The sequence below is a fragment of the Rhizobium mulingense genome, assembly GCF_029194105.1.
GTDB classification, from domain to species: Bacteria; Pseudomonadota; Alphaproteobacteria; order Rhizobiales; family Rhizobiaceae; genus Rhizobium; species Rhizobium mulingense.
Map to the genome: position 1 here is coordinate 371,149 of NZ_JARFVE010000003.1, position 15,153 is coordinate 386,301.

A 15,153-nucleotide genomic window follows, 5' to 3' on the forward strand; every position below is an offset into this window, starting at 1 on the left:
GTTTCCCCTTCAGGCCGCCGTTTCGGCGTCCATTTGTGCAAAGGTCTGCTTGGCGATCTTGATCGCATGGTTGGCGGCGGGAACGCCGGCATAGATCGCCACATGCAGGAGCGCCTCGCAGATATCCTCGCGGGTCGCCCCGGTATTGGCGGTGGCTCGCACATGCATGGCGACCTCATCGTCTTGGCCGAGCGCCGCCAGCAGCGCGATGGTGACGATCGAGCGCTCGCGCTTGGTCAGGACAGGCCGCGACCAGACATGGCCCCACGCCGCTTCGGTGATCAGCTCCTGAAAGGGACGGTCGAACTCCGTGGCGGTCGCGGCGGCACGGTCGACATGGGCATCGCCGAGCACGGCGCGGCGGGTCGCCATGCCCTGCCGGTAGCGTTCGGAGGGGGTCTCGTTCATGGGCTGCTTTCTCCAGGCGAAATCGATGTGAGGAAGGCGCGGATGATCGCCGTCAGCGCTTCCGGCTGCTCGACGCAGGGGATATGGGCACAGTCTGGGATGACCTCGTAACGGGCACCCGGGATCAGCCTGGCGGTCGCAAGCACGAGATCCGGCGGCGTCGAGCCGTCCTGGTCGCCGACGATGCAGATGGTCGGAACCGCGATCCTCTTGGCCGCTTCGGTGAAATCGGCATCCCGGATCGCTTCGCAGGTGGCGATATAACCTTCGACCGGCTGGCGCGTCAGCATGTTGCAATAGCCGGCATAAGCGGTGTTTTCGGGCCGGCGGAAGGCAGGCGTGAACCAGCGCTCCATGATGGTGTCGACGATGCTGCCGATGCCGTTTTTCTCAACCGCGGCGATGCGGGCATTCCAGCTTTCCGCTGTACCGATCTTAGGGGCGGTGTCGCTGAGGATGAGGGCGCGCACGAGATCCGGCCGCCGCGGATAGAGCGACTGGGCAATGAGACCGCCCACGGAGAGGCCGCAAATGACAGCGTCCTTCACCGAGAGCAAATCGAGCAGGCCGGCGAGATCAGTCGCATGGTCCTCGATCGACGCGGGGAGCTGGCCGACATCGGAAAGGCCGTGGCCGCGCTTGTCGTAAAGCAGAATGGCGAAGTCGCCTGCAAGCCGCACCACGACATCGCGCCAAATGCGGAAATCCGTTCCGAGCGAATTGATGAAGACGATCACCGGCCGATCGGCGGGCGCGCCGATGACCTGATAATGGATCGTCACGTCGTTTATGCGGGCGAACTGCACTTCAATCTCCTTAATTCATCAAGTCAGCTCAGCCGGGAAGGGCAGGCACCGTTTGGTTCCGCTGGCGAAGCGTTTTCGACACGAATACCCACGCCGAGAATGGCTCCGTCCGTCTCTTCACCCTCCGTCATGCTCGGCCTTGTGCCGAGCATCCACACGGCATTCACCAACAGCCGCGCCATGGATCCTCGGGTCAAGCCCGAGGATGACGGAGGAGTGGGGTTGGCCGCCCCTTATCTGCCCTGTCGGAATCGAGCCACGCGTCTCGAACCCTCGTTCGGACCCCGCAGTCCGGGCGCAGGGGGATATTCCGCACCTTGCCCCTCAACCTCGACGCGGCGAATGGCTCCGTTCGCCTACCCATCGTCCGTCATGCTCGGGCTTGACCATCCACGCGGCATCCACCAGCAGCCACGGCATGGATCCTCGGCTCAAGGCCACTCCTAATAATAAAACTGACCGGTTGATCCGGTTAAGTAAAATGATATTTTCTGGCTTTTCGATAACCCAGGAGTTATGTGGACGATGATCGACAGCCGTGTGAAGTTCCGTCATCTGCAGACCTTTGTCGAGGTCGCGCGGCAGAAGAGCGTGATGAAGGCGGCCGAATTGCTGCATGTCAGCCAACCGGCGGTGACGAAGACGATCCGGGAACTGGAAGAGGTGCTGGGCGTCGATGTCTTCGAACGGGACGGCCGCGGCATTAAGATCACCCGCTACGGTGAAGTCTTCCTGCGCCACGCCGGTGCGGCGCTGACGGCACTGCGCCAGGGTCTCGATTCAGTCTCGCAGGAGCAGTTCGCCGATGCGCCGCCGATCCGGATCGGCGCCCTGCCGACGGTCTCGTCGCGGATCATGCCGCGGGCGATGGAGCTCTTCCTCAGGGAGAAGACGTGGAGCCGGGTCAAGATCGTCACCGGCGAGAACGCCGTGCTGCTGGAAGAGTTGCGCGTCGGCGACCTCGATCTGGTGGTCGGGCGCCTGGCAGGCGCCGAAAAAATGGCGGGCTTCTCGTTCGAACATCTCTATTCCGAACAGGTGGTGTTTGCCGTGCGCGTCGGCCATCCGCTGCTGAACGGCCGGCAATCGCTGTTTTCAGGCCTCGGCAATTACACGGTGTTGATGCCGACGCGCGGCTCGATCATCCGGCCGGTCGTCGAAAATTTCCTCATCGCCAACGGCGTTTCCAACCTGCCGGACCAGATCGAGACGGTTTCAGACTCCTTCGGCCGCGCCTTCCTTCGGTCCAGCGACGCGATTTGGATCATTTCCAATGGCGTGGTTGCCGGCGAGGTCGCGGATGGGCGGCTCGCGCTTCTGCCGATCGACACCGTCGAAACCAAGGGGCCGGTGGGGCTGACGATGCGCACCGATGCCGTGCCGTCGGCGTCGCAAGCTATCCTGATGCAGACGATCCGCGAGGCGGCGAGGGAGCTTTCCTGACCTTACCTTTTCAAATTCGCTTGCTGAATGCCCAGATTTGGACTAACTCTAGTTCAGGACAGGAGAACACAATGCAGCAGGCGCGACGCAGAGAGCAGGAGCCTGAGCGGCTGGAAACGGAGCGGTTTGCACCGGCAAACCGACGGCGGCTGAGCCCGCCGGCTTTGCGCACCTTTCTGGCGATCGCCGATCTCTGGGGGTTGAGCGAAGAGCAGCGTCTGCTCGTGCTCGGCTACCCCTCCCGTTCGACCTATCACAGCTGGGCCAAGCAGGCGCGCGAGCACGGGGCCTTCACGCTCGATGTCGATACGCTGACCCGGATCTCAGCCGTGCTCGGCATCCATCAGGCGCTCGGCGTGCTGTTTGCCGACGAACGGTCTGGCGTCGCTTGGCTGCGCACACCGCATCAGGCGCCGGTTTTCGGCGGCCAGCCGCCGCTTGACATCGTCACGAGCGGAACCCAGGACGGGCTGATGACCGTGCGCCGCTTTCTCGACGGTGCGCGCGGCGGTCTTTACATGCCGCCCAATAGTCTGGACGAGGCCTTTACGCCTTACGAAGATACGGACATCGTCGTCCGGTGAGCGACCGTTTTTCCGAGGCGCCGCGGCCGTCCTACCGGCTGATCCCGTCGCAATTTCCGTCGATCGGTCTCTTTGATACGGTGGCGAGGGCTGCCGATCTCGAAGCGGTGATGGAGCTTGTCGGTTGGACCAATGACCGTCTCGTCGCCGACCGCATCCGGCGGCTTCCCGAAAACGAGTGGGTCTACGGCAGTCCGAATGCCAGCATCGTGATGGCGGCGTTCCTGCATGTCGCGCCGGGCGGCATGCGTTTCAACGGCCCCGATCTCGGCGCCTGGTATGCCGCCGACAATCTAAAGACAGCCGCCGCCGAGGTCGGCCATCACCTCCGGCGCGAGACTGTCGCCCGCGGGGTGGCGACGATGGCGCGCACTTACCGAAGCTATGCGGCCGCTCTGATCGGCGACTATCTCGATATTCGCGGCGAGCAGAGATTGCGGCCCGATGTCTATGACGGCGCGAGTTATGCGGCCTCGCAGGTGCTCGGAGAACAGGTGCGTTCGAGCGGCGGCGCCGGCATTCTCTATGACAGTGTCCGGCTGAGAAGCGGCGTCAACATAGCAGCGCACCGGCCGCGCAACATTCGCGACGTGGTGCAGGCCGACCATTTCGAAATCACCGTTTTCGCGGCCGATCGGCGCATCGACGTCAGGAAGCTTGCAACCCGACGACGACGGCCGAAAGCCGGTGCTTAAACTGGCAACCGTTCGGCCCAGGCCCTGGCCGCCTTGGCTAGAGTGGCAAGGTGATCGGCAGCGGAGAAGCCGGAGATTTTCTTGCGCGGCTTGAGGTCGTGGTCGCCGTCCTCGAGCCAGAGGATTTCGATCCGGTCGGAGAGATCGTAGCCCGGCACCTCGTCGCGCGTGCCGAATTCGTCGCGCGTACCCTGGCAGATCAGCGCGGGTGTCGCCAGCTGCTTGAGATGGCCCGTGCGCAGCTTGTCCGGCTGGCCGGGCGGATGGAAGGGATAACCGAGGCAGAGGAGGCCGGCGATCTTCCCCTTGTCATGGAGATCGTCGGCGACCATGCTGGCGACCCGGCCGCCCATCGACTTGCCGCCGATGATGAGGGGGCTCTCTGCGCCGAGCGCGGCAATCGCCGCCTCATATTCGGGATTGAGCGTTTCGGCGCGCGGCGGCGGCTTGCGGATTCCGCTGCGGCGGGCGGCCATATAGGCGAACTCAAAACGAGCGACGCGGAAACCGGCGTCGGCAAGCGCTTTCGCCGCTGCCGTCATCGACGCCGAATCCATCGGCGCCCCGGCGCCATGCGCAAGCAGGATGGTGAAGCGCGCATCCTCGGGGCCTTGCAGCAGAAACCCGTCCAGCATCGGCAATCCTCCATTCGCCATCGGAACCATGTCGACGGCCGTGACTTGTTCCTGAAAGGAGACAGACAATGTCAACGAACGACGAAAACGTAAAGCCGGAGCAGCGCCGTCCCAAAGATGTCGCCGCCATTCCCGAGAAACCTGAGCCTGCTGACGCGGAATCGATCGCGCCGCCGGCCGTGCAGCCGGCCGGGGAAGGGGACAAAAGCGAACGGCCGGTGGTCAACCCCGTGACCGGCGTCGCCTTTTAGGGGATCGCAAAATTATCATGCAGATCGGCCCTTGAAACGGCGACGCAAAGGGCGCATATACCAGCCCTGCCTGAAAAATGGATGCCCGGGGTATCGACGTCGTCGAACCCTTTGCTGTCCGACAGGATAAGGGCGCTCCCCGCAAGGGTCGAGCGCCCTTTTTGCTTTCGGACATTCTCGAGACTTCGCTTTCGAAGCTGGGCGATCTTGAGGAACTCCCACCAAAATCTATATAGCACTTCGGAATCCCGAAATTGGCTGCGGGACTGAAATCATTACATATTTTTTCGGTGCAGCGGGGCAAAAAAGCCCACGCATTTCGGAATCCCGAAGCGGGCGAATTTCGGGATTCCGAAGTGGGATATTTTCTTGGCGTTCTTTTTACGCCGTGCTGTCGATTTTAACATCAGCCGATCGTCATCTTAACGATGTGCTGCAGGTCAGCATGTTCTCAGGCAATTGTAGGAGATATGAATATGAACAATCAGAATCTCGTACCCGCCGCCGTGCTTGCGGCAAAGAACGGCGTTCGGTTCCCCAACGAGAGCGAGGAATATCGCATCGCCCGTGATGCGCTGCTCGCCGAAGAGATCGAATTGCGCCGCCACATCGAACGCGTGGCGGTACAGCGCCGGGCGCTGCCGCCGGGCGGCGCGGTGGCAAAAGACTACCGCTTCGAAGGCGTCGACGGACCGATAAGCTTCAGCGAGCTCTTCGCCGACAAGGAAACGCTGGTCGTCTACAGCTACATGTTCGGTCCGGAGCGCGAGCGCCCCTGCCCGATGTGCACCTCGCTGCTGTCGGCCTGGGATGGCGAGGTGCCCGATATCCAGCAGCGCGTGGCACTTGCGGTCGTCGCGCTTTCGCCGATCGGCAGGCTGCTCGCCTTCAAGAAGGAGCGCGGCTGGCACCACCTGCCGCTCTATTCCGATCCGACCGGCGATTACAGCCGCGACTATCACGCCATCGGCAGGGGCGGCGGCGATGACGCGGCCTTCAACGTCTTTACCCGGCGCGATGGCACCATCCGCCATTTCTGGAGCGGGGAGATGGGCGAGGTGACCGCCGATCCGGGTGAGGATCCGCGTGGCGCGCCCGATCTGATGCCGCTCTGGACCGTGCTCGATTGCACCCCCGAAGGCCGGGCACCGGACTGGTATCCGAAGCTCTCCTATTGAGGCTGCAGGCCATCAGCCGATGGAACGGTTTCTCGGTGCCTCGGCCCATTCGATGTTGGTGACCGCGGCCTCCGGCAGCGGTGTCGGGTCGATATCATAGACATAGCCGCTCAGCATGTCAGCGGCGCGTTCCGTCGCCTTGATCTTGGCTTCGGTTTCGGCCACCGCCTTGCCGATCGCCTCGATGCGGGCGCGGAACATGTGCGCAAGCACATCCCGGCCCGAATCCTTGGCGAGCCGCTCCAGATGGAGCCCGATTCGCGAGGCATGGCGCTCCAGCTCGCTCTTGCTGAACCGGGCTTTCCGTAGCTCCTCGGAAAGGCTGTCCTGCATGACGGCGACAGGGTCGAAGCTTCCCGGCGCACGCTCGTCCAGCACTGCATCGGTAACGAGCTTCTCGATCATGACAAGCGCCTGCAACTCGGCGGCGTCGGCGAATTCGACGTCGTAGCCGGTATCGTCGTAAACCTTGCGGCGGACCGGATCGAGGAGCAGTGCATAGGCCTTCTGCAGATTATCGAAGGCTTGCGAATCGCCTCCCGAATCCGGGTGGGCGACCTTCGCGAGCTTGCGATAGGCTGCCTTCAATTGCGCTTCGTCCGCATCGCGTTCAACGCCGAGAATATCGTATGGATCCGTCACGCCTGCTCCCCTGCTGCCCCTGGTCTCGCGGGCAGTCTAGGCCTTCTTCTGCATCAGAAAGGCGAAGTTTAGACCGAAAGTGCGAATGACGTCCATGGCCCGACATGGAAATAGCCGCTGCGAACGCCGGGACTATTCCACGATTATCAAATCTTTCCAGTCCGTTGCGTCGGGATCAGCGTGTGGCGATCGAGACGAGATAACATTCGGCTTCGCCGTCGATTTCAAGCGCGCTTTGCGCTTGATTCTCGATCAGCAGCGCATCGCCGGCCGCGAGCGCGCCGGTCTCGTCGCCGTGGCGGAATGACAGGGTGCCGCGGTGGCAGAGCAACAGGCATGTCGGCGACGTCAGCTGCAAGGCCTTGCCGCCAGCGAGTTCAATGCGGGCCAGCCTGTGGGTAATGCCGTCGCGGTGGGTCATGACGTTGAGATCGGTGATCGCGCCGTCCTGGAGTTTGGCCGTGACCGGGATATCGGCCGGGAAGGCCAGCGGATCGCTCGCCGTCGTCAGCAGCACCGGCGTGCCGCCTTCGATGTCGAGCTCCATGCCGTTGCCGTCGAGAATCGCCAGCGTGCGGTCTATGCCGGGAAAGATCGAGAACGGCCCGTCGACTGCGACGGTCGCCATGCTGACGCGCCAGTCGAAGCCGGCAAGGCCAGCCTGTTCCGGCGAAACGGCGATCTCCACCGTTTCGCCGCCGCCGTTTTTCCACGGCATGCGCTTGTGATCGGCAGCGCGCAGGATCCTCACCGGGCTCAGTTCCCGAGAATGCCGGGCAGGCGCAGGCCCTTTTCCCGGGCGCAGTCGAGGGCGATGTCGTAACCGGCATCGGCGTGGCGCATGACGCCGGTCGCCGGATCGTTCCAAAGCACCCGCTCGAGACGCTTGGCCGCATCATCGGTGCCGTCGGCGCAGATGACGACGCCGGAATGCTGGGAGAAGCCCATGCCGACGCCGCCGCCATGATGCAGCGACACCCACGTGGCGCCCGACGCGGTGTTGAGCAGGGCGTTCAGCAGTGGCCAGTCAGAGACCGCATCCGAGCCGTCCTTCATCGCCTCGGTTTCGCGGTTCGGCGAGGCGACGGAGCCGGAGTCCAGATGATCGCGGCCGATGACGATCGGCGCGGAAAGCTCGCCGGTTCTAACCATCTCATTGAAGGCCAGTGCCAGGCGGTGGCGGTCGCCGAGGCCGACCCAGCAGATGCGCGCCGGCAGGCCCTGGAAGGCGATGCGTTCTCTCGCCATGTCGAGCCAGTTGTGCAGGTGCTTGTTGTCGGGCAGCAGTTCCTTCACCTTGGCGTCGGTCTTGTAGATATCCTCGGGATTGCCCGACAGGGCCGCCCAGCGGAACGGGCCGATGCCGCGGCAGAACAGCGGCCGGATATAGGCCGGCACGAAGCCCGGGAAGGCGAAGGCGTTTTCCAGGCCTTCGTCCTTGGCGACCTGGCGGATGTTGTTGCCGTAGTCGAGCGTCGGAATGCCGGCATTCCAGAAGGCGATCATCGCCTCGACATGCTCGCGCATCGAGGCGCGCGCCGCCTTTTCCACCGCCTTCGGATCGCTTTCGCGCTTGGCCTTCCACTCGGCCATCGTCCAGCCCTTCGGCAGGTAGCCGTTGATCGGATCGTGCGCCGAGGTCTGGTCCGTGACGATATCGGGTCGGATGCCACGGCGAACCATCTCCGGCAGGATTTCGGCGGCATTGCCGAGCAGGCCGACGGACTTGGCTTCCCCTGATTTGGTCCAGGCATCGATCATCGCAAGCGCTTCATCGAGCGTTTCGGCCTTGGCGTCGAGATAGCGGGTGCGCAGGCGGAAATCGATCGAATCGGGATTGCATTCGACGGCGAGGCAGCAGGCGCCGGCCATGACGGCGGCGAGCGGCTGTGCGCCGCCCATGCCGCCGAGACCGCCGGTCAGGATCCACTTGCCCTTGAGATTGCCGCCGTAATGCTGGCGGCCGGCCTCGACGAAGGTCTCGTAGGTGCCCTGCACGATGCCCTGCGTGCCGATATAGATCCACGAACCGGCCGTCATCTGGCCGTACATGGCAAGGCCCTTTTTGTCCAGCTCGTTGAAATGATCCCAGGTCGCCCAGTGCGGCACGAGGTTGGAGTTGGCGATCAGCACGCGCGGCGCATCCTTGTGGGTGCGGAACACGCCGACCGGCTTGCCGGACTGCACGAGCAGCGTTTCTTCTTCCGTCAACGTCTTCAGCGTCGCGACGATGCGGTCGAAATCCTCCCAGGTGCGGGCGGCGCGGCCGATGCCGCCATAGACGACGAGCTCGTTCGGATTTTCCGCGACATCGGGATCGAGATTGTTCATCAGCATGCGCAGTGGCGCTTCGGTCATCCAGCTCTTGGCATTGAGCTCGTTGCCGCGGGGCGCGCGGATTTCACGGATATTGTGGCGTGGATTGCTCATGGCGGTTCCCCTGTCGAGTGATCGTTATCGTTTCAGGCCCGGTGCGATCTGCTCGATGCGCACCAGAATGTCTCTGAGATGGACGCGAAGCCTGTCCGCCTTCGCGGTGTCGTAGGCAAAGGGTGGTGCCTCGGTCTCAAGATGAGTCGACTGCGCGAGCTCCATCTGAATCGCATGCACGCCGGTTTCGGGCCGGCCATAATGGCGGGTCGTCCAGCCGCCCTTGAAGCGGCCGTTGAGCACGCTGTCATAGCCTTCTGCGGCTTCGACAACGGTGAGCGTTGCCTGCTCTATGGCGCCGTCGCATGTCCGGCTCATATCGGTGCCGATATTGAAATCCGGCAGCTTGCCTTCGAAGAGGAAGGGAATATGCGAGCGGATCGAGTGGCAATCATAGAGGATCGCCACACCATGGATTGATCTGACACGCTCGATCTCGGCGGCAAGGGCGGCATGATAGGGCGCATGAAAATCACTCAGCCGCGCCGCGATATCGGCTTCGTCAGGCGCCTGCCCATCCTTCCAGATCGGCTTGCCGTCGAAATCCGTTTCCGGAACGAGGCCGGTGGTGTTCTGGCCGGGGTAGAGGCTGACGCCGGCGGGATCGCGGTTGGCGTCGATCACATAGCGGTGGAAGGTGGCGCGCACGGTCGTGGCGTCATCGAGCAGCCCGTCATAGAGCCGGTGGACGTGCCAGTCGGTATCGGCGAGGATCCGGCCATTGTCGTTGAGACGATCGTAGATCGCGGGCGGGACCTCGGTGCCGGTATGGGGGAAAGCGAGGATGACGGCGGAGGTGCCCCGATGAATTTCGTATGGTGTGGTCATGGCAAAAACCCCTCCCCAACCCCTCCCCACAAGGGGGAGGGGCTAAGCTGTGGCACCGGCTCGCAAAACAACAAGCCGGCTGCATATGCTACGCTCAAGAGTGAATACGGCGAGGGCCGCAGGTTAAGCCCCTCTCCCTTGTGGGGAGGGGTTGCGGAGGGGACTTTCTTCTTCACTATCATTTCAGCCCTCCAGAACCGGCAAGATGCCGGATGAAACCGAGGCGTTCAGCGCCCCTGTTGCCACCAGTTCAGCGGCGGCGGCGAGGTCGCCCGCCATGTAACGGTCGCTCTCGAGGCTCGGCACTTGGCTGCGGATAGCGGCGATCGCCTTCAAAAGTTCCGGACTCGTCGACAGCGGTGCGCGCTGTTCAACGCCTTGCGCGGCGGTCAGCGCCTCGATGCCGATGATGCCGAACAGGTTTTCGGTCATCTGCAGAAGGCGCCGGGCGCCGTGGCAGGCCATCGAGACATGGTCTTCCTGGTTGGCCGAGGTCGGGGTCGAATCGACCGAGGCCGGGTGCGACATCTGCTTGTTCTCGGACATCAGCGCTGCCGAGGTCACTTCGGCGATCATCAGGCCGGAATTCAGGCCCGGCTTCTTGGCGAGGAAGGCCGGCAGACCGTAGGAAAGCGTGGGATCGACCAGCAATGCGATGCGGCGCTGCGAGATGGCGCCGATCTCGCAGACGGCAAGGGCGATCTGATCGGCGGCGAAGGCGACGGGTTCGGCGTGGAAATTGCCGCCCGAGACGACGGAATTGTCCGACAGAACCAGCGGATTATCCGTGACGGCGTTGGCTTCGATTTCGAGGGTGCGGGCAACCGAACGCAAGAGATCGAGGCAGGCGCCGTCGACCTGCGGTTGGCAACGGATGCAATAGGGATCCTGAACGCGCTCATCGCCCTCGATATGGCTCTGGCGGATGACGGAGCTTTCGAGTAGGGCGCGAAGCGCGGCCGCGGTGTCGATCTGTCCCCTGTGGCCGCGCAATGTGTGGATATCGGAATGGAAAGGCGCGGAGGAGCCCATCGCCGCATCGGTCGACATGGCGCCGGTGATGAGCGCCGACCGTGCGGCGCGATGCGCGCGGAAAAGGCCGGCGAGCGCGAGCGCCGTCGACGTCTGCGTGCCGTTGATCAGCGCCAGGCCTTCCTTGGCGGCGAGCACGACAGGTTTCAGCCCGGCCCTTTCGAGCGCTGTGGCGCCCGAAAGACGTTCGCCGGCGAAGAAGGCTTCGGCCTCGCCTATCATCACGGCCGCCATATGGGCGAGCGGCGCAAGATCGCCGGAGGCGCCGACCGAGCCCTTTTCCGGGATCAGCGGGATGACGCCCTTTTCAAGCATGCCTTCGATCAGCCGTACCAGCTCCAGCCGCACGCCGGAGGCGCCGCGGCCGAGCGAGACCAGCTTCAGCGCCATGGTCAGCCGGACGATGTTCTCCGGCAGCGGCGCGCCGATACCGCAGCAATGCGACAGGATGAGATTGCGCTGCAGCGTGGCGACGTCGGCGCTGTCGATCTTGATCGAGGCGAGTTTTCCAAAGCCGGTATTGATGCCATAGACCGGCGCGTTGCCGGCGGCGATCTCGGCGATGCGGGCGGCAGCCTTGGCGATGCCGGCGTCGAAAGAGGGGGCAAGCCTTGCCGGCTCCCCGGTCCAATAGATGGTTTCCAGATCCCTGAGAGAGACGGAGCCCGGGTGGAGCGTGATAGTCATCGACCGTTCCTTTCGCCTTTGAAGACGCGTGTATGAAGCGGGTTGAAGCCGATGCGGTAGACGAGCTCGGCGAGGCTTTCGACATTCCATACGGCAAGATCGGCCGATTTGCCGGCTTCAATCGTTCCTGTCTCGCTGAGCAGCCCGAGCGCGCGCGCGCCTTCGCGGGTGGCGCCGGCGATGCATTCCTCGACAGTGAGGCCGAACAGCGTCGCCGACATGTTCATGGTGAGCAGCATCGAGGTGAGCGGCGAGGTGCCGGGATTGCAGTCGGTAGCGATGGCGATCGGCACGCCGGCCTGGCGCAGTGCCTCCACAGGCGGCTTCTGCTTCTCATGGATGGCGTAGAAGGCGCCGGGCAGGAGAACGGCAACAGTGCCAGAGGCAGCCATCGCGGCAACGCCTTCGGCGTCGAGATATTCCAAATGATCGGCCGATAGCGCCCCATAGCTGGCAGCAAGTTTGGCGCCGCCGAGATTGGAAAGCTGCTCGGCATGCAGCTTGACCGGCAGGCCCAGCGCCTTGGCCTTGTCGAAGACCCGAGCGATCTCTGCCGTTGAAAAGGCGATGCCCTCGCAAAAGCCGTCGACCGCATCGGCAAGGCCGAGATTATACATGTCGTCGAGGCCGGGCAGCACGACATCGTCGAGATAGTCGCCGTTGCGGCCCTTATATTCCACCGGCGTTGCATGGGCGCCGAGATAGCTGGTGGCGACACGGACCGGCCTGATATGGCCGAGCAGACGGGCGCTCTGCAGCATCTTCACTTCGCCGCTCCGGTTGAGGCCATAGCCGGATTTGATCTCGACCGTGGTCACGCCTTCGGCAAGCAGCGTATCGAGCCTCGGCAGCGCCTCGGCGACGAGTTCCTCGACCGACAGCGCATTGGTCGCCTGAACGGAGGAGACGATGCCGCCGCCCGCTCGTGCGATTTCCTCATAGGTCGCGCCTTCAAGCCGCATCTCGAACTCGCGGGCGCGATTGCCGCCGTGAACAATATGGGTGTGGCAGTCGACGAGGCCGGGCGTTACCCAACGGCCTTCGAGATCAACGATTTCGGAATGTTCGATGGCTGATGCCGCCAGCTCGCTTTCGGCGCCAGCAAAGGCGATGAGGCCGTTTTCGGTGAGCACGGCGCCCTTCTCGACGATGCCGAGCCCCGGACGATCGGCGGGGAGCGTCGCCAGCCGCGCGTTGCGCCACAGCACCGGCCTGGTCTCAGCGGATGGGGTTCCTTCAGAAAAATTGTTCCCGGTCATCAGCTTTGCGCCTTTCCTTATGCTGAAACATGTATATACATAATAAGCAGGTGACAAGAGAAATTTTGCGCGCTCTTCTGGAAAAGAAAGATCGGCGGCGCGGCAGAAGGGGAGAAAAGGTCATGACCACAATTCACGCAGGCACGGCCCTGACGCCGCAAGGCTGGCAGAAGGACGTGCGGCTGACGCTCGATGCCGGGCGCATTGCGCGAGTCGAGGCCGGCGTTGCCGCCGCGCCCGGCGATGAGCGCCATGCTCTGATCGTTCCGGCCATGGGCAATCTGCACAGCCATGCCTTCCAAAGGGCGATGGCCGGTCTTGCCGAAGTGCGCGGTCCGGCCAGCGACAGCTTCTGGAGCTGGCGCACGGTCATGTACAAGTTCGCGCTGGCGATGACGCCGGAGCATGTCGAGGCGGTTGCGGCCAAGCTTTATGCGGAGATGCTGGAGGCAGGCTTTTCCCGTGTCGGCGAATTCCACTATCTCCACCACGACAGGGATGGCGCGGCCTATGCCAATATCGCCGAGCTTGCCGAACGCATTGGTGCGGCGAGCCAGCAGACCGGAATCGGTCTGACCCTGCTACCGGTCTTCTATGCCCATTCCGGTTTCGGTGGCGCGGCGCCGATCGACGGCCAGCGGCGCTTCATCAATTCGCTCGAAAGCTTCGAAAGGCTGATGGAGGGATGCCGCGGCGTGACCGGCCGGCTCGACGGCGCCGAGCTCGGGCTCGCGCCGCACAGCCTGCGCGCCGCAACACCGGAGGAATTGATGAAGCTTGTGCCGATGGCAGGCGACGGCCCGATCCATATCCATGTCGCCGAGCAGGTGAAGGAGGTCGAGGACTGCATCGCCTGGTCGGGAGCGCGGCCCGTGCAATGGCTGCTGGATCATATGCCTGTGGATAAGCGCTGGTGCCTGATCCATGCGACGCATATGACCGAGGATGAGACGCGGCGGATGGCAAAAACCGGTGCGATCGCCGGTCTCTGCCCGATCACCGAAGCCAATCTCGGCGACGGCGCTTTTGCCGCGCCGCTTTTCGTGGAAGAGGGTGGGCGGTACGGCATTGGTTCGGATTCCAACGTGCGGATCTCGCTGTCGGAGGAACTGCGCCAGCTCGAATATTCGCAACGTCTGGCGCTGCGCGCCCGCAACGTCGTTGCAGCGCCCGGCGGTTCGACGGCGCTTGCGCTGTTCAGCCAGGCGCTCGCCGGCGGCGGGGAGGCGCTCAAAGCCCCGGCCGTTCTCGCCGAAGGCCATCATGCCGATCTCGTTTCGCTCGATGTCACGGCCGTTCCTTATCTTTCCGGCGACCAGATCCTCGATCACTGGCTGTTTGCCGGAGGCGTCTCCGTCGATTGTGTCTGGGCGCGTGGCCGCAAGCAGGTGGAAGGCGGTCGCCATTTCAAGCGTGACGCCATCGACCGTCGCTTCCTTGCTGCGATGGGTGAGTTGCTGGCTGCCTGAAAAAGCACTTTTCACGGTGGAACATTCGATCTAGATCGGGAAACCAAATCGGAACGTGGCGATGAATCAAAGCAGGGATCCTACCTTGCATCAGCGCATCCTGGGCGACATCGAGGGCCGTATCGTCTCGGGCGAATGGCCGCCGGGGCATCGCATTCCCTTCGAGATCGATCTAGCCACCCAGTATGATGTCTCGCGCATGACGGTGAACAAGGTGCTGACCCAGCTCGCCAAGGCCGGCTTGATCGAGCGCCGCAAGAAATCCGGCAGCTTCGTCACCCAGCCGCAGGCGCAATCGGCGGTTCTCGAAATCCACGACATCAAGGCCGAGGTGCAGTCGCTGAACCTGCCCTATTCCTACGCAGTGTCGAAGAAGACGAGCCGCAAGGCCAAGGCGGAAGACAGCCGCCGGTTGGAACTGCCGGTCGCTTCCTCGGTCGTCGAGGTCGTCTGCATCCACAATGCCGGCGCACGTCCTTTCTGCCTGGAAGAGCGGCTGATCAGTCTTGCGACCGTCCCGGAGGCGGCCGATGCCGATTTCCTCACGATGGCGCCGGGGCCCTGGCTACTCAACCAGGTGCCGTGGAGCGCCGCCGAGCACAGGATCCACGCCGTCTCCGCCAATGCCGAGGTGGCGGCGGCCCTCGACATCGCCCGCAACGCCGCCTGCCTGGTGGTCGAGCGCCGCACCTGGAGCGGCGCCGGTCCGGTGACCCATGTCCGCTTCACCTATCCGGGCGATCGCCACGCGCTGGTGGCACGGTTCACGCCGGCGTCACAATAGGTTCCATATACAAGGTGGCAGG

The 15,153-nt window shown here is 63.5% G+C and carries 16 protein-coding genes; 7 read left to right on the forward strand and 9 right to left on the reverse strand.

Annotated features, from left to right (window positions below; translation table 11 throughout):
- Positions 1 to 9 precede the first annotated feature (9 nt).
- Both pcaC and pcaD read right to left on the reverse strand, forming a co-directional pair.
- The gene (pcaC, locus tag PYR71_RS06635; RefSeq protein ID WP_275618706.1) at positions 10 to 408 is read right to left on the reverse strand and encodes a 4-carboxymuconolactone decarboxylase; all 399 of its coding nucleotides are present in this window, start codon (positions 406 to 408) and stop codon (positions 10 to 12) included.
- Entirely contained in the window at positions 405 to 1,214 is an 810-nt protein-coding gene (gene pcaD, locus PYR71_RS06640) for a 3-oxoadipate enol-lactonase (RefSeq protein ID WP_275618707.1), read from the reverse strand. Before pcaD ends, pcaC begins: the two co-directional genes overlap by 4 nt.
- 525 nt (positions 1,215 to 1,739) lie before the next feature.
- Here pcaD and pcaQ point away from each other — a divergent pair.
- The 3 genes from pcaQ to PYR71_RS06655 all read left to right on the forward strand — a co-directional run bounded on the left by pcaQ (position 1,740) and on the right by PYR71_RS06655 (position 3,936).
- Positions 1,740 to 2,657 (forward strand): pca operon transcription factor PcaQ, encoded by a 918-nt coding sequence (gene pcaQ / locus PYR71_RS06645; RefSeq protein ID WP_275618708.1) that lies wholly within the window; start codon positions 1,740 to 1,742, stop codon positions 2,655 to 2,657.
- A gap of 71 nt (positions 2,658 to 2,728) precedes the next feature.
- Positions 2,729 to 3,241, forward strand: a complete 513-nt coding sequence (locus PYR71_RS06650; protein ID WP_275618709.1) for an MbcA/ParS/Xre antitoxin family protein — start codon at positions 2,729 to 2,731, stop codon at positions 3,239 to 3,241.
- Complete coding sequence (locus PYR71_RS06655; protein ID WP_275618710.1) at positions 3,238 to 3,936, forward strand: RES family NAD+ phosphorylase; 699 nt, start codon at positions 3,238 to 3,240, stop codon at positions 3,934 to 3,936. The genes PYR71_RS06650 and PYR71_RS06655 overlap by 4 nt, the downstream gene beginning before the upstream one ends.
- Here the strand turns inward: PYR71_RS06655 and PYR71_RS06660 are convergent.
- Positions 3,933 to 4,571 carry an alpha/beta hydrolase family protein gene (locus PYR71_RS06660; protein WP_275618711.1) on the reverse strand — a complete coding sequence of 213 codons (639 nt, stop codon included), beginning with the start codon at positions 4,569 to 4,571 and terminating at the stop codon, positions 3,933 to 3,935. The genes PYR71_RS06655 and PYR71_RS06660 overlap by 4 nt on opposite strands.
- Before the next feature lie 68 nt (positions 4,572 to 4,639).
- Between PYR71_RS06660 and PYR71_RS06665 the strand changes: the two genes are divergently transcribed.
- Positions 4,640 to 4,822: a hypothetical protein gene (locus PYR71_RS06665; protein WP_183918980.1), complete on the forward strand. Its 183-nt coding sequence runs from the start codon at positions 4,640 to 4,642 to the stop codon at positions 4,820 to 4,822.
- 476 nt (positions 4,823 to 5,298) lie between these two features.
- Positions 5,299 to 6,000: a DUF899 family protein gene (locus PYR71_RS06670; protein WP_275618712.1), complete on the forward strand. Its 702-nt coding sequence runs from the start codon at positions 5,299 to 5,301 to the stop codon at positions 5,998 to 6,000.
- A 12-nt stretch (positions 6,001 to 6,012) separates the two neighbouring features.
- Here the strand turns inward: PYR71_RS06670 and PYR71_RS06675 are convergent, their stop codons facing one another.
- From PYR71_RS06675 to hutI, 6 genes are all read right to left on the reverse strand, one after another.
- Positions 6,013 to 6,642, reverse strand: a complete 630-nt coding sequence (locus tag PYR71_RS06675) for a J domain-containing protein (protein WP_275618713.1) — start codon at positions 6,640 to 6,642, stop codon at positions 6,013 to 6,015.
- A gap of 175 nt (positions 6,643 to 6,817) precedes the next feature.
- Positions 6,818 to 7,393: a HutD/Ves family protein gene (locus PYR71_RS06680; RefSeq protein WP_275618714.1), complete on the reverse strand. Its 576-nt coding sequence runs from the start codon at positions 7,391 to 7,393 to the stop codon at positions 6,818 to 6,820.
- Positions 7,394 to 7,398: 5 nt separating this feature from the next.
- Positions 7,399 to 9,072 (reverse strand): urocanate hydratase, encoded by a 1,674-nt coding sequence (gene hutU, locus PYR71_RS06685; protein ID WP_275618715.1) that lies wholly within the window; start codon positions 9,070 to 9,072, stop codon positions 7,399 to 7,401.
- 24 nt (positions 9,073 to 9,096) lie between these two features.
- A complete protein-coding gene (gene hutG, locus PYR71_RS06690; protein WP_275618716.1) occupies positions 9,097 to 9,900 on the reverse strand; it encodes an N-formylglutamate deformylase in 804 nt (267 codons plus the stop codon).
- Positions 9,901 to 10,083: 183 nt separating this feature from the next.
- Complete coding sequence (hutH, locus tag PYR71_RS06695; RefSeq protein ID WP_275618717.1) at positions 10,084 to 11,619, reverse strand: histidine ammonia-lyase; 1,536 nt, start codon at positions 11,617 to 11,619, stop codon at positions 10,084 to 10,086.
- Entirely contained in the window at positions 11,616 to 12,878 is a 1,263-nt protein-coding gene (gene hutI, locus PYR71_RS06700; protein WP_275618718.1) for an imidazolonepropionase, read from the reverse strand. The genes hutH and hutI overlap by 4 nt, the downstream gene beginning before the upstream one ends.
- 122 nt (positions 12,879 to 13,000) lie before the next feature.
- Between hutI and PYR71_RS06705 the strand changes: the two genes are divergently transcribed.
- Both PYR71_RS06705 and hutC read left to right on the forward strand, forming a co-directional pair.
- Positions 13,001 to 14,347, forward strand: a complete 1,347-nt coding sequence (locus PYR71_RS06705; protein ID WP_275618719.1) for a formimidoylglutamate deiminase — start codon at positions 13,001 to 13,003, stop codon at positions 14,345 to 14,347.
- A gap of 61 nt (positions 14,348 to 14,408) precedes the next feature.
- Positions 14,409 to 15,131 (forward strand): histidine utilization transcriptional repressor HutC, encoded by a 723-nt coding sequence (gene hutC, locus PYR71_RS06710; protein WP_275618720.1) that lies wholly within the window; start codon positions 14,409 to 14,411, stop codon positions 15,129 to 15,131.
- Positions 15,132 to 15,153: the final 22 nt, after the last annotated feature.

Coding starts and splice junctions, on each gene's coding strand:
- hutU (WP_275618715.1), bottom strand. CDS start 9,072: ATGAGCAATCCACGCCACAATATCCGTGAAATCCGCGCGCCCCGCGGC.
- hutI (WP_275618718.1), bottom strand. CDS start 12,878: ATGACCGGGAACAATTTTTCTGAAGGAACCCCATCCGCTGAGACCAGG.
- PYR71_RS06670 (WP_275618712.1), top strand. CDS start 5,299: ATGAACAATCAGAATCTCGTACCCGCCGCCGTGCTTGCGGCAAAGAAC.
- hutH (WP_275618717.1), bottom strand. CDS start 11,619: ATGACTATCACGCTCCACCCGGGCTCCGTCTCTCTCAGGGATCTGGAA.
- pcaQ (WP_275618708.1), top strand. CDS start 1,740: ATGATCGACAGCCGTGTGAAGTTCCGTCATCTGCAGACCTTTGTCGAG.
- pcaC (WP_275618706.1), bottom strand. CDS start 408: ATGAACGAGACCCCCTCCGAACGCTACCGGCAGGGCATGGCGACCCGC.
- PYR71_RS06665 (WP_183918980.1), top strand. CDS start 4,640: ATGTCAACGAACGACGAAAACGTAAAGCCGGAGCAGCGCCGTCCCAAA.
- hutG (WP_275618716.1), bottom strand. CDS start 9,900: ATGACCACACCATACGAAATTCATCGGGGCACCTCCGCCGTCATCCTC.
- PYR71_RS06705 (WP_275618719.1), top strand. CDS start 13,001: ATGACCACAATTCACGCAGGCACGGCCCTGACGCCGCAAGGCTGGCAG.
- hutC (WP_275618720.1), top strand. CDS start 14,409: ATGAATCAAAGCAGGGATCCTACCTTGCATCAGCGCATCCTGGGCGAC.
- PYR71_RS06660 (WP_275618711.1), bottom strand. CDS start 4,571: ATGCTGGACGGGTTTCTGCTGCAAGGCCCCGAGGATGCGCGCTTCACC.
- PYR71_RS06650 (WP_275618709.1), top strand. CDS start 2,729: ATGCAGCAGGCGCGACGCAGAGAGCAGGAGCCTGAGCGGCTGGAAACG.